At 44.7% G+C, this 12,865-nt stretch carries 20 protein-coding genes; 18 read left to right on the forward strand and 2 right to left on the reverse strand.

Translation table 11 applies throughout. The features are described 5' to 3' along the window. Positions 1–30: 30 nt before the first annotated feature. The 8 genes from L5M49_RS18650 (at position 31) to L5M49_RS18685 (ending at position 5,219) form a co-directional block, all read left to right on the forward strand. Complete coding sequence (locus tag L5M49_RS18650; RefSeq protein WP_011711534.1) at positions 31–396, forward strand: hypothetical protein; 366 nt, start codon at positions 31–33, stop codon at positions 394–396. Between the two features lie 111 nt (positions 397–507). After that, positions 508–942 carry a hypothetical protein gene (locus L5M49_RS18655; protein WP_011711533.1) on the forward strand — a complete coding sequence of 145 codons (435 nt, stop codon included), beginning with the start codon at positions 508–510 and terminating at the stop codon, positions 940–942. Between the two features lie 121 nt (positions 943–1,063). Further along, positions 1,064–1,351: a hypothetical protein gene (locus tag L5M49_RS18660; RefSeq protein WP_140907540.1), complete on the forward strand. Its 288-nt coding sequence runs from the start codon at positions 1,064–1,066 to the stop codon at positions 1,349–1,351. Positions 1,352–1,479: 128 nt separating this feature from the next. Further along, positions 1,480–2,853, forward strand: coding sequence for a DNA cytosine methyltransferase (locus L5M49_RS18665; protein ID WP_263176875.1), 1,374 nt, complete (start codon positions 1,480–1,482; stop codon positions 2,851–2,853). Between the two features lie 101 nt (positions 2,854–2,954). Continuing rightward, positions 2,955–3,383, forward strand: coding sequence for a hypothetical protein (locus L5M49_RS18670; protein ID WP_263176874.1), 429 nt, complete (start codon positions 2,955–2,957; stop codon positions 3,381–3,383). 512 nt (positions 3,384–3,895) lie between these two features. Next, complete coding sequence (locus L5M49_RS18675) at positions 3,896–4,120, forward strand: 2Fe-2S iron-sulfur cluster-binding protein (protein WP_037429954.1); 225 nt, start codon at positions 3,896–3,898, stop codon at positions 4,118–4,120. A gap of 69 nt (positions 4,121–4,189) precedes the next feature. Continuing rightward, positions 4,190–4,627 (forward strand): hypothetical protein, encoded by a 438-nt coding sequence (locus L5M49_RS18680; RefSeq protein ID WP_037429953.1) that lies wholly within the window; start codon positions 4,190–4,192, stop codon positions 4,625–4,627. Positions 4,628–4,718: 91 nt separating this feature from the next. Continuing rightward, positions 4,719–5,219, forward strand: a complete 501-nt coding sequence (locus L5M49_RS18685; protein WP_226060185.1) for a hypothetical protein — start codon at positions 4,719–4,721, stop codon at positions 5,217–5,219. Positions 5,220–5,284: 65 nt separating this feature from the next. Here L5M49_RS18685 and L5M49_RS18690 read toward each other — a convergent pair whose 3' ends face one another. Continuing rightward, entirely contained in the window at positions 5,285–5,938 is a 654-nt protein-coding gene (locus L5M49_RS18690) for a hypothetical protein (protein WP_140907542.1), read from the reverse strand. A gap of 288 nt (positions 5,939–6,226) precedes the next feature. Here L5M49_RS18690 and L5M49_RS18695 point away from each other — a divergent pair, with 288 nt between their 5' ends. Genes L5M49_RS18695 through L5M49_RS18705 form a run of 3 tightly spaced genes read left to right on the forward strand, consistent with a single transcriptional unit; the run spans position 6,227 to position 7,820 of the window. Beyond that, positions 6,227–6,841: a hypothetical protein gene (locus L5M49_RS18695; protein WP_263266618.1), complete on the forward strand. Its 615-nt coding sequence runs from the start codon at positions 6,227–6,229 to the stop codon at positions 6,839–6,841. After that, the gene (locus L5M49_RS18700) at positions 6,838–7,302 is read left to right on the forward strand and encodes a metal-dependent hydrolase (RefSeq protein ID WP_037429945.1); all 465 of its coding nucleotides are present in this window, start codon (positions 6,838–6,840) and stop codon (positions 7,300–7,302) included. Before L5M49_RS18695 ends, L5M49_RS18700 begins: the two co-directional genes overlap by 4 nt. Positions 7,303–7,304: 2 nt before the next feature. Beyond that, positions 7,305–7,820 carry a hypothetical protein gene (locus L5M49_RS18705; protein WP_263176873.1) on the forward strand — a complete coding sequence of 172 codons (516 nt, stop codon included), beginning with the start codon at positions 7,305–7,307 and terminating at the stop codon, positions 7,818–7,820. 23 nt (positions 7,821–7,843) lie between these two features. Here L5M49_RS18705 and L5M49_RS18710 read toward each other — a convergent pair whose 3' ends face one another. Then, positions 7,844–8,374: a lytic transglycosylase domain-containing protein gene (locus L5M49_RS18710; RefSeq protein WP_263176872.1), complete on the reverse strand. Its 531-nt coding sequence runs from the start codon at positions 8,372–8,374 to the stop codon at positions 7,844–7,846. 71 nt (positions 8,375–8,445) lie between these two features. Between L5M49_RS18710 and L5M49_RS18715 the strand changes: the two genes are divergently transcribed. The 7 genes from L5M49_RS18715 to L5M49_RS18745 all read left to right on the forward strand — a co-directional run bounded on the left by L5M49_RS18715 (position 8,446) and on the right by L5M49_RS18745 (position 12,682). Then, entirely contained in the window at positions 8,446–9,147 is a 702-nt protein-coding gene (locus L5M49_RS18715) for a hypothetical protein (RefSeq protein WP_088212907.1), read from the forward strand. A gap of 13 nt (positions 9,148–9,160) precedes the next feature. Continuing rightward, positions 9,161–9,424: a hypothetical protein gene (locus L5M49_RS18720; protein WP_259563902.1), complete on the forward strand. Its 264-nt coding sequence runs from the start codon at positions 9,161–9,163 to the stop codon at positions 9,422–9,424. A 77-nt stretch (positions 9,425–9,501) separates the two neighbouring features. Beyond that, entirely contained in the window at positions 9,502–10,224 is a 723-nt protein-coding gene (locus L5M49_RS18725; protein WP_263266619.1) for a recombinase RecT, read from the forward strand. A gap of 13 nt (positions 10,225–10,237) precedes the next feature. After that, positions 10,238–10,885: a recombinase RecT gene (locus tag L5M49_RS18730; protein WP_011711517.1), complete on the forward strand. Its 648-nt coding sequence runs from the start codon at positions 10,238–10,240 to the stop codon at positions 10,883–10,885. Positions 10,886–10,895: 10 nt separating this feature from the next. Beyond that, the gene (locus L5M49_RS18735; protein ID WP_011711516.1) at positions 10,896–11,792 is read left to right on the forward strand and encodes a hypothetical protein; all 897 of its coding nucleotides are present in this window, start codon (positions 10,896–10,898) and stop codon (positions 11,790–11,792) included. Positions 11,793–11,814: 22 nt separating this feature from the next. Next, on the forward strand, positions 11,815–12,123 hold the full coding sequence (locus tag L5M49_RS18740; RefSeq protein ID WP_041413302.1) for a hypothetical protein: 309 nt from the start codon (positions 11,815–11,817) through the stop codon (positions 12,121–12,123). A 10-nt stretch (positions 12,124–12,133) separates the two neighbouring features. Further along, on the forward strand, positions 12,134–12,682 hold the full coding sequence (locus tag L5M49_RS18745; RefSeq protein WP_263266620.1) for an HNH endonuclease family protein: 549 nt from the start codon (positions 12,134–12,136) through the stop codon (positions 12,680–12,682). Positions 12,683–12,865 lie beyond the last annotated feature (183 nt).

Consider the following 12,865-nt stretch of genomic DNA (forward strand, 5'->3'; position numbering starts at 1 on the left):
ATTATTTCCTACAACTAGGTCGAGGTTCCTATGAGTAACCCTACGGCCCTAGTTGGGGTCATTCTATTTGCCTGGTTCCCTTCGGATGAACATCCTAATCGGCCAGGCCCCAAATTCCGTCCTGTTTTAGTTGTTGATGCAGACCCGTCTGGTACACAGTTGCGCTTGGCTTACGGCACAAGTCAACGAGTGGACGAAAACCACCGGGGAGAGCTCACTTTTAGAAGTCACGAGATGGAAAAATTAGACAAAGATACAAAATTTTGCCTCGGAAGAACTCGCTGGGTTCCTGTGACACCGGAATACTTTGTCAAAGATGGCAAACAAGTGATCATCGGTACCATACCTAAAAATCGCGTTAGAGACCTCTATTTGCGAGTACAGGAAGTGCTGTAACCTTATCGAATTTGATTTTTAAACCCTTGGGGGTGAGTTTTGTCCCCATGGGGCAGACTCACCCTTTTATTTTAATGCCTTACGGGCATTTCTAAAATTTTGGAGTGAGTCATGCAATTACAGAAAATCAGTTTCAAAGAAGCAAAACAACTTGTGGCTTTGACGGCACCACATTTGGACGTATTGATAAACCAAAAGCGTCAAACAATCGTGCTGTTTTACAAGGGGATGGAAGACATCCTTTATGTAAAAGGGTCTCAAGTCATCGTTGTAGATGATATAGAAAACCTGACAGGTTTTGGATTAGTTAATTCAATCCAGAACCTGAACAACATCATAATGAGAGCAGACTTTGATGATTACATATCCCTTATGAATTGGGCATCTTCGGAGCATCTTCAAGATGCAGAGAAGGTGGTCAATCAAGACAGGATATTGGAGTTTCATCAGAATGCCTCCCGCACTGCATTATTAGCCGCTTCGATTTATGAAAATCTTAAATTGATTCAAGCCGAAATGCGTAAATTCGAAACAACAATGGTTTGACACCTTTCAAGCGAGCCCAGCGCCGCTTAGTGAAAGAGCCTTTGTAGTCGATATTTAACCCCCAAGGGTACACAAGTGCCTTTGGGCTGCGTGTACCTTTAATCAGTAGTGAGGACACGCTATGAGTAAATTAGAAGGTGGCAGTAAAAGCGAGATTATAGATCGTCGAGAGCAGCGTTTTTTTGCGATTCTCGATGCTTCTTTTTTAATAACTGGGCTTTTTGGATATGTACTGCTTTTTAATGCAACCAAAGAGGATTTAATCGTTTTAATTGGGGTCGTTAATTCGTATGTGCTATTGAATCAGCTTGTTAAGGCAAGTTTCAACTTCAATTACATCCTCAAAGTGGCAGTTATATCTATCGTCTTTAGCGCGATATACCGCTTTTTAGCTTCACTAGCAATTTAACCTAGACAGTTAATGCTGCCATTGCAGCTTAACATCAAAATTTAACCCTTGGGGTGAGTAATGTCCCCTAGGGCCATAGCTCACCCTTTTTTGTTTTATGCCTTACGGGCATTTATGGAGTGAGTCACATGGCAACAATCATTAATACTAAAATTGGAGATTCCAAAGGCCGCGCTCGCGTGTGGGTCGAGGGTTCCAAGCTATCACGAGAAGGGTGGGATGCAGGTCGAAATTACACTATTCACGCAAACGGAAATGAAATCCGCTTAGCGGCAGATGAACAGGGTAAGTACACCGTAAGCCGTCGCAGTAAAAACGGTAATATCACACCCATTATCGATTTAACCTGTAAAGCGATTACAGAGGTTTTTGAAGGCATTAGCAAACTCAGAGTGTTGATTAAAGCAGGGGTAATCATTATCTCAGCGCATCATCAATCTGAGCGGGTTAAGAGTCGGGAATCACGATTAATGTCACGCCTGCAAAATGGTGAGTCATTGAAAGTGGCCTCGTTATTCCATGGCGGTGGCGTGTTAGATAAGGCTGTCCATCATGGATTAGAGTCGGCGGGGATCTCCAGCAAAATAGCTGTCGCTGTTGAGCTAGAGTCCCAGTACCTCGATTCGAGCCTGACCAACAATCCAGAGTTGTGGGATAGCAGTTCTATTGTGATTGAGTCTCCGGTTCAAGATGTGAACTTGCAGCAATGCAATATGGAGGTCGATGTGCTAGTAGGGGGTATCCCTTGCGTCGGTGCATCAAAAAGCGGTCGAAGTAAACTGAAGCTCCAGTTCGCAGAATCTCACGATTCGGCAGGCGCTTTGTTCTTCTCGTTTCTTCAGTTCGCGCAAGTGTTAAATCCGGCGATTATCTTGATAGAAAATGTGGTCGAATACGCCAATACTTCATCAATGACAGTCATCAGGTCTGTGCTGGGTTCGTTGGGGTACAACCTCCACGAAACCACATTAGATGGTGGCCGCTGGGTTTTAGAACGTCGTAAACGCTTAGCCGTTGTCGCTGTGTCGTCGGGAATTGATGTGTCAGAGTTTGACATCGATTCACTAACGCCATCTTGCTTTCCAGAGCCCAGTCTAGGGCATATTTTGGAGGCGGTGTCGGACGACAGCGACAGGTACAAGCCGTTTGATTATCTAGCAGCGAAGGAAGATCGCGATAAAGCGGCAGGTAAGGGGTTTGCTCGTCAGTTATTGACAGCAGATTCCGATGGCTGTGGTGTGATAGGCAAGGACTACGCGAAATGCCGTAGCACTGAGCCATTCATCATCAATCCAGTTGACTCCGCGTTATCAAGATTGTTCACACCGGTTGAGCATTGCCGCGTGAAGGGGATCCCCGTTGAAGTCATTCAGGGATTGTCTGACACACTGGCGCATCAAATCCTTGGGCAATCGGTGATATACCCTGCTTTTAAAGACTTGATGCAATCAGTAGGAACAACGCTTTTAACCAATACCGTTAATACTGCAGTTGCAGCTTAACATCAAAATTTAACCCTTGGGGGAGAGTTTGCCCCTCCGGGCCATAACTCCCCCTTTTTTTGTTTATGCCTTACGGGCATTTTTTAAATTTGGAGTGAGATATGGAAAATTTAGTAGTAGGTGCCTGGGAAACAAGCACTAAAAAAATCGTGGCCTATGCCACTTTACAGGGGATTGAAATTGACCGTCGCCCTAAGCTCTATGTTTATCACATTGGTTTATATGAGATAAAACAATCAGGCGACGTGAGACTTGCAGCTGTTGAGACCGTGAAACTCGAAGGGAACCTACTTCCGTTTGAGATTCAGGATGAACTAGAACTCATGAATTTGTGCTTCTGGGGCTTCCGTATTGCGAAAGCAAAACCAACGTCATTGAAGTCAATTAGCCGTGATGACATCGGGCTTATTGAGTTCTGCTATGCGATGTCTTCGAAACCTCAAGCAATGCCATTGCCACTCACTGAAGAAGTTAGCTGGAACGGGATTGTGAGCTTCGGTCAAAACGCAGGAAGATTAGCACATGCTTAATAACTCTCATGCAAACAAGAAAACGTCATTGTTAAACATTAACGAGCTGAATGAGTCGTTAAAAAATATCGATGGCGACCTGTATTGGTTCAGAAAAACAGGTCAGAAATACATCTCAAGTAAGGAGATTGCTCAGAAACGATGGTTACGCCGACTCATTAAGAAGCGTATCCAAAAGGGCAGAGCAAAACCGGAGTTAAGTATGTATGGGTCTACGATGGTCAGAGATTTCTGGCCGTTCGGCGGCTCATTAAACTTTGAGTCCTCACTTAAGAGTGGATGGGAGCGGGAGTATTGCGACGAGTACCAAGGATTATGGGTTAACCCTCAATCTCTCATGTTATGCACTTACACCGAAGGGGACGTGGTTTACGTCAACGCCCCTGACGAGCTTACGTACCAATCGGAATACAACCGGCACATCTGTTTCATCAACGATCTTTAGTCACGATTAATAACTATCGGGTAAGACCTTACCCGACGGGTGTGGCTTACTTTAAAAGGAGCAAGTCATGCTTATATCAATTGAGTCAGATAATAACTCCACTCTTCTTTTGCAGCTTGAAGTTAAAGGTATTTCTGTTTTTACTGAATGCCGAAGCGGTTACTGCGGGGCTTGCAGCACCAAATTAGTTAATGGAGTTGTAAGCTATAAAGAAGAGCCAGTTAGCGTCAAAGCCGGTCATGTGCTTGTGTGTTGTGCAATAGCACATACTGACGTGACCTTAGAAGTTTAATTTCTATTACCCCTTGGGTGAGCAATCACCCTTGTGGGTTGCTCACTCTTAATCCATTCGGAGTGAGTTATGCAAGTAGATAAAGTTATTCGATTAACAGAGGAAGACGAAGGTGGTATGGGGATTGTTCGAATGTGCAATTATAACATCGTCAGTAGTCCTTCTCGCCGTCAAGTGCTTACTAAGCGATTTATGCGTAAAAAGCCAGTTACGATCCAAAACCTCGACAATGGGTTCTGGATCCTGCGCTATGCAATGGGTAATTCGGGAAATCTTTCACTAACGAAGAATCAGATAGCGATAGATTACGACGGGATTCAGCAGTTGGGATTAAAGCTGCATACTAATCCTGTCAATTTAAAGGTGACTGATTCGACGCAGTTAGAGATTTTCAAACATTTTTGGGATCATCAAGACTTAAACATTCGTATTTCTATGCGAATGGGCGCAATAGGTCTTGTTCTTGGCACCATAGGTTTTGCAATCTCGATAATCTCGATTTTTTAACTTAACAATGTAAAACGGTTACGCCGTTACAAAGACCCTAGGGTGAAACGACCCTAGGGCGTTCACCCATTTAAATTTTGGAGTGAGCACCATGAATTACGAATCAGAAATTAATACTGTTTTCGCTTCTATGACATCTGAATCGAATCGATTAAACCTGCCGATTGTCTATAAAGATGATTTAAAGGTCGATCTCGAAACGCTTACAAGGTTTGCTGACAAAGGTATCAAGCAGTTCTTGTGGCAGCTGCGCGAAGGCGGTTCGGTGTTAATCCCTGTGGGACTTGGCGTAAACCCTGTATATGTGAGCTTTTGGCACAATGCAGGTTACCCCACAAGCCCTTATTTAATCTCAATTGATGACGGGAAATCATCGATAGAACCGATCTCAATTGAAAAAATGCTTAATATTGTTCACCGGAAACCGCACGGTCAGTTGGAGGATATTATTAAGCGTGGATGCGATTTAAATATCTGGGGACTATGGAACACTCCCAGTTTTGAATCGTTTTCAGTGGCAGGTTGGCTCGATTATTTTCAGTATGCAGGCAATAAACTGATGGTGGATTTAATCAAGCAAGATCTGCACTAAAGTGTAAAACGACGTTGGAATGCTACGGCATCCCTTCGTCGTTTTTTTTTGGATTTTTTGGCTAGTTAATTTGAATAAACGGTCTTTAACGCGGCTCTTGCCATCGAAAACCAACCCGCAAAGGCGCTGGTGGCGGGTGACATTTTAAATGCACGATTGACCTTGAATAAGCGATTAAACGCGAGGCCTGCGCCGACTTCTGCCAACGACAAACTGCAGCGGTGGAATCGGTGGAGCACATCTTCTACTTCATCCACTGAAATAACCCCCGTTAACAGCAGATTGCTATTATCACTGTACACGGCGGCAAACCCTTCCAGTTCCGCATTGTGCGCAACGTGATATTGCTCAGGCTTGCTCATGGCATCAATGTTAGCTGTAGTGAACTCTTCCCCTTTGGAAATGGCTTTGACGCGGAATTCCCCAGCTTTATCCGATTTATACAACCGGTTGTAGCCTCGAGCAGTGAGTATTGGGTATGGCTCTGCAATGCCTGGTATTGAGACTAAGGCCAAGTCTGAATGGTGAGGGTGCAGGTTAATCTCTTCGTCAAATAGGAGCTTAATCAGTTGCTTTAAATGCTCTTTATTGACCTGTTCTGGCGCGAGACCAATTAATCTTAAATGTACCTCCAAGAACACCAAACGACTCGGCGCACTGTTGCAGCCTAACTCCACTGCCAATTCGGAAAATAGTGGGTGAATCGAAATGCGCGACATGCTTACCTCAAGATGTAAATTTGTTATGCGAACTTTATCTCACAGAAAATTTTTTCCGCAAATTTAGGAGCTCAGACCAAGTTTTAAAAAAAAATATATACCCAATTTTTTGTTATCCTGTATTATTCTCGTTATTGGGTAGATATTTTTGAGAAGCACGTCACCAAGTTTGTTAAAATAATATTATAACCAACTGATTTAACAAGATAATGCAGCAAAATTTGCCACGTTTTAGAACTGTGATGAAATGATTCTGGTCGTAAACTTTAACAAACAAGGAATTACTAGATGAAAACTCAACACAAATTAACAACCGTAGCATTATCTGTTTTAGCTCTGTCTGCTTGCAGCTCAAACCCTGTTTCTGATTATGTCGAAGCACAACAAGAGCTAGTAGAACAAAAAAATGAACAAATGAACGACGCTATTGAAGAGGCGCCTGAGTGGTTCTTAAACCCTCCTGCTTCGAATGGTGATGGCGTTTACGCGACGGCAATGGGCCGTGCTGATAACTTGATGGCCGCTCGCAATATTGCGAACTTAAATGCGGAATACGCGATTGCTAAGACAGTATCGCAGGAAGTTTCTGGTCGTGAGCGTCAAAACACTGAAGTGCGCAATGGTCGCACTAATCAGTTGAATGATGAAACAATTGTTAAGCTAGTAAATCGTGCAAAAGTCGTTGGCTATAACCACGTTAACACCCAAGTTCGCGTCGATAACGGGCTGTACGTAGTGTATATGCTGTTACACCTGCCTTACGACAAGCTGGAGCGTATGATTGAACTAAACGAGCGCAGCTTTGACGAGCGCTCGCAAAAGGCCTATTCAGAAGTTGAAGCGTTAGTGAAACCTTTTCCGACTGTGGGAAATGTGACAGCTGCGGAAGTTGTGACCCAATGAGATATGCTGCTCATGTGGGCCTAGGAGTGGGTTGTTGGGGCGTTTACGCTGCTATCGTCAACTCCTATGCCCCTGAGACAGTAATCGGTGTTGTAGATGCGTGTTTGATGTTACCCGTGGTGGCGATAGCGTCGTTATTACCTGACATAGATCATCCTGAGTCGAAATTGGGAAGAAGGATTAAACCAATATCAACGATTCTTTCGCTCTTCTCACATCGTGGTATCACTCACTCATTGTGGGCTGTTGGGCTAATGGTCTGGCTTTTAGCCAGCCATCAAGCTGACTCTATCGCATCGCAAGCCCTAGTCATTGGCTATTTAAGTCATTTACTTGGGGACGCGGTGACTCCGGCCGGAATTAGACCATTTTGGCCATTGGGTAGAGCGCAACGAATTGGGCTAAATCATGCAGTAGTAGCAAGTGTTGGTATTATTTTATTTTTAAGATGGATGTATTGAAGATGGGAAGTTCTGGTGCGCAAAACGTAGTGATGATGTTTAGAGCTCGCGAAGAGAAAACTCTCAGAGATTCAAGATTTTCTGAGATTGTTGATTCTGCGACGCCAAAAGATGTTAAAGCTATGATCACTGTTGTGTTGGAGCAACTACTGAATCGCTCAGTCGTTGTAATTCAGCACGACTCGCATCTTGAGTTTGTCGCCGGTGACACTAGATTAGAAGTCGGGGTTAACGGTAATTACTTCAACGATAAATTTTGGAACGATGAAAACCCTGCGGCTGAGCTACGTTTAGCGTTAATGTTTAGCTCGGATTCGGTGAAATGTACGCCGGAATGGAATGCAATGGTGAATTTCAAAGCTAAGCACATTCGTGATTCTATTCGTGTATCACTCGCCACTGGTGTCGTAACGTGCGCAAGTTGTGCTGATTTCTGGGGGGGGGCAAGTCTGCTAAAATTGAAATTTTTAATAACTAACTTAGTAAATAGCCTGCATCACATCACGTCTTCAGTCTAAATTATTTAATCTCTTACTTTCATTTAGCGCTCTAATTCTCTATTACTCCAAGTAAAGAAGTGCTTTTGCTTGTGGGTAATGGTCATCCAAGGACGATATTCAGTCCCCTTGTTCTGCGAAAGGCTGGTATAAATCTGCATTACATTTTGTAAGTATTGGATTTTTACCGTGGCAGTTTTAGAGTTGTAATGACCAACCGCCTCCCACACCGACTGACCTACGTTCAATTCTGACATACGGCGCAGCAATACGTCAGCGGCAGCAGCAACGCCTGTACACGTATCCTGGGCCACTTGACGCCAATCAGGGTAGCGCGACTTAAACCATGTCTCCGTATACTGAATCGTGTTGATTTGACCAACGCCCAGATCAAACGAACCATTCTTATTCTGAACAATCGCCCCACGTCTGCCGCCCTCAGCAACCAGTACCGCGAGTAATAAGTCTGGGTCGATAGGCCGAGCAGCTTTAGCAATACAAAACTCAAGTTCCAGCTGGGGTACTCGATAGCCATTACTTAAGTAAGAGTCGTTCAAATCTGCAATAGTTGACATATTGTTTGCCTTTAAAAAAGTGTGTAATATCGGCGAGTATAACACGAGATATTTATTAGAGAAGCATTCGAATGGCATTCAGCGGCGCAACGATTTTGGAATCATTGGTTAAGAATATTAAAGCCAACAAATTCAGTTTTTTAGATTCGCTTAATAACAAGCTAAAAAACAAATCGCTCGCGGATAACTCTCGCAAACGGAGAGGTCTTGATCCGGTAATAGTCTCCGTGGTGTCGGTATCTGCCCTTGCGTATTTTATGTATTCCGGCGGTGTCGATAGATTTATCTTGTGGTACAAACTGGCGAGTAATGCAGACAACGCGTTGTTAACTGATCCTGTCAATGTTTCTATTCGCTCACTCGACACATTGGCTGCAGCCAATCCTGTGGCCAAGTCGAATTTGACTGTGCAATTCGATGGGGTGACCACTTACCTTGCCGACGATACAAAATTTAAAATCAGCCTCGTGTTTACTGATTACCCTGACTGCGCTGTCGTTATTGACGGGTATATGGCTGAGACCACTGGCGGAATTAAAGAGGACAGCAAGGCTCACGTAAGCTGCTTATTCTACGAAAGAGAGTCAATTTTTGGCACTATTCCACTCACGAGCATTACCACTATACAGAAGCCAGGCCAAGACAATGAAGTGAACTCCGAACAACGTAATCAGCGTAAGTATCTCGTAGATGCAGAGCCCCTTCCCATGGCCAAAATGATAGGTTGGAACCAACTGACATCCTCCGAGAAAATCAAATTTGGCAGAGAGTAGTTAAGGAGTACCTATGCTGTCAGTTTTGCATATCAATGACCTTTACATCGTTTTAGAAAATCTAACGTCCAACCGAATCCCTGCGACCTATATCTCAGAATTTTTGCCGGAAGCGAAAATACCAGCAATTGTGTACCTAATTGACCGAGGACGACTGGTGAAATTATGTCGTGAAAGAGGTCAGATTGTGGGATTTGAAGCCTGTTCAGTCAGCCAGTTTTCATGGATGCACACCATGATCGCCGCGACAACCACAAATCAAGTGGCTTGTTTATAAAGAAATATTCCAAAAATTTGCCAGAAAAAAAGTGTGTGGCTTAATACTCATAACAGTAAAAACAAAGCGATTACGTTATGAAAGCGAGTCAGTACATACAGTTAGCTATAGCCAACAATCGGCAAGTGACCGTTCCTGAGATAAACATCGAAAAAATGCATATTCAGTATGTTATCGATGAATCGGGTTTTGACCTTCCCAGAGACCAGTTAGAAGCCTACATGCTCAGTGTTTACGCTGCGACAGGCTTGTCATGGAGCCCAGGTGAAAATCTGATGTATTTGGCGCTGAATGACGAAGGTCAGATTGAAACCAAACTGACCTATATCGGCGGTCTGGATTTAGCGCTGCAATCGGGTGAAATTCAAGCATATCAGGCATGGGCCATTCGAGAAGGGGACTCTATTCGAGTTTTTAACGACAGAATGCCACTGGTCAGCTTGGTTGGCTTATCACCTAAACGTGGCGAATTGCGTGGCGGTATTGCTTCAGCGCTATTGCCATCAGGCGAATACGTGTCCTTTGAGATTGACCAAATTGAACTGGAATCTGTAGCTGAGAACGGCTCAGAGGTTTGGCAATCAATCTACGTCGATGAAATGGTAAAGAAGCAAGCGCTTTGGCGCCTATTAAACCATGTCGCGATCACTGCATTTGACGGCTTTTATAACACCCTTACGGCGCATTGTGAGGCGTTAAGGCCAATCCGCAAAATTGAAGCACCGACCAAGAAAACAAAGTTTATGGCTGCTGGCGTGGTAGAAACATCAGCATGTCGTTTCGATGCACTATTTGACTAAACCAGAGGTTTTTATGAGTACCAGATACACCTCGGCAGATGCCGCACACTACGTTCAACATCTCTGTGTCGAATTTAATACTGCATACCCTAATAACAATTTTCCGTACTCGGAGCTAAACATTTTATTTGCTCAGTTGCAGCGCCTGTTAATGCTCAATCCATCCCAAATTGGCTGGGTAAATATTCATAGCGTTTTTGATGTCATGACTGAGTTGACACAAGCACAAATCAGCCTCAATCCGAACCGCAAGCAGGCATCTATTCTGTTAGGGGCTTACTACGATAGTGGTTGGTTAGGGGTGCAACTGTGCTGGACATACCGTGGTTACCGTGACGCGGCGGCAAAGGCGGGGATCATCCGTTCTGCACGACCTGTGATTGTGTATGAAGCCGATGATTTTCAGTGGATTGACTCTTTTACTCCACCTCGCCACCAATATGACCCATTTAGCAAGAATCGTGGAAATATCCGCGGTGCCTATTGTGTAGCAGAGCTCGCTGGTGGCGGTGTGTGCGTAACACATTTCACCTTTGATGATCTCATGACGACCTTTGAACATCGTCAGGTGGCCACAAGAGCTTGGAATGAATTTTTTGTAGGGATGATCTTAGCTAAAACAGTGAGACTTTCCGAAAAAGCATGGTCAGAAGCGGCTTAAGAGGCGAAAAATGGAATTACAAGTAAAGCCGACAACCCGTTTAAAAACACCCTTCACGATTGCGTCTAACGTGACATCGACTTTCACCGTTGAGGCGTATGTTGAACATGACTCGATAACCATTGCCACTAATTCGGTGAATCAAGGCGTGAAAGCGCTGGAAGTGATCTCGCGTGACGACAACTCCGTGTGGGAGGTCATTCAAAATCGATTCGCGGTGTGGACTCAGCATTATATCCAGTTAGGGGCTTACTTCTTACAAGAAGGGACGTTGCCGCTGCCAGCGACCAAAGCGAGTGAGCAATTAGAGATCCTGAAGTCAGTGCCGGAAATCTGTGCCGGTGATTGGATTGTAGAGAGCGGAACTAGCCAGATTTTTACGCTGGTTAAAGAGCAGGGCAAGGTGAGTGTATTAACCACGCATCACTGTGAGAGCTTCCATGTTTGCACAAAATTGATTGCGTGGTTTGTGGGCCAAGAGCAATTCACGTCTGCGATGTTTGAGGAATCAAATAGTGGTTATCTCATTTTGGACGTGGCAGAGGACGGGGAGCCGTTAATGCCCGAGTTAACCCCAAGTCTGAATGCTCGTAAAGCAGCTGCAGGGCGTTCACTCGCTGCACTACGTCATTTGCCCTCGGTTGATATTCGGGTGCCGGTGATGGCTCCTTTGCCAAATATCGAAGTGCTGGCCAAGATGCCGACAGCCTATGAAGTGCTGAGCAAAGTTAGCGCCTTACAGCGCAGAGTCGTGGCGATAGGGACTGTGGTGAAATCGAACCAGACAAAAGAGATTATGGGGAACACATTACAGGGGTTGGCGGGTTTAAGAGCCTCTGGTTTGTACGATGTGGAGCTTATTCTAAAAGGTAAAAAATTGCTTCGTTGGAAGTATCTGTCAGAGTGATTGGACATCAAGAGAGGTCAACGTGAACGCAAAGCAAGTCAAAGTGTATATGGGACAGCATCAGCCATTTGCGAGCCAATTCCCGCTAACGCTAGGCAGTGGAAAGATTGTCAGTGAGTTTAAGATGGAGTGTAAGTGTGGTGAAGAATTTAAAGACGAATTAGTCAGGGGCAGTATTAATCTCGTAGAGAGTGACATTCTCTATCGTGGAATCGGTATCTGCGATTCATGCCACAAAATCGTGTGCCTAAGCGGCACGGCTACCATGAAGGGGGATGATTTTGAGCTTGAGCCGGACCCATTTGTTGTTCAATCATTGTTTAACCAATAAGGCGCCTAGTATGACCAGGCTGAGTTCACTCGCATTACTTATGCTTTCCTTGTCCATTACTAACGGTTTGGCTGCGGCCGACCTGAAGTATCACCGTGAAGATTACCCGCATTGGAGCGATCTGGATGGCAATGGTCTCAATACGCGCCACGACTTACTCGCAACCCAATCCACGGTTAAACCAAGTTTTAGCCGTGATGGTAAAATCGTGACTCGTGGAAGATGGGTGTCACCTTGGACGGGGCAAATCTATCTCGATGCCTTTGCGCTCGATGTGGATCACACTGTACCGCTTGGCTATGCCCATGCCCGAGGCGCTAAATATTGGGATTGCTATCAGCGTGAGATGTTCGCAAACGATGTGAGAAATTTGCAGGTAGTCGAAAAGGGTTTGAATAAAGAAAAAGGGGCGGCGGGGATCACAGAGTGGTTACCGCCCACCAATCAGTGTCAGTATATCTTGCGATTTCACCGGATCATGAAAACGTATCATCTAAAATATTTCACTAAAGAAGAACCACGGGCGCTGGCGCTGGTAGCTCAGTGTCAAAGGGGGTAAACGTGGTCAAACTTGTTGGAGAGTAATACTTTTCACCAAGTTAAGTTTGATACTGAGTATTAAAGGATCATACTGAAAGGCAGCGCTCACATCGCTGTACTGCCTTTTCTAAATCGTTTATGTCGGGTGGACGACACTTGTTACCAAGTGCCGTCTCCCTAAGAACCGTACGTGCAACTTTCA

This window comes from Shewanella sp. SM74 (assembly GCF_025653725.1).
Taxonomy (GTDB): Bacteria; Pseudomonadota; Gammaproteobacteria; order Enterobacterales; family Shewanellaceae; genus Shewanella; species Shewanella oncorhynchi.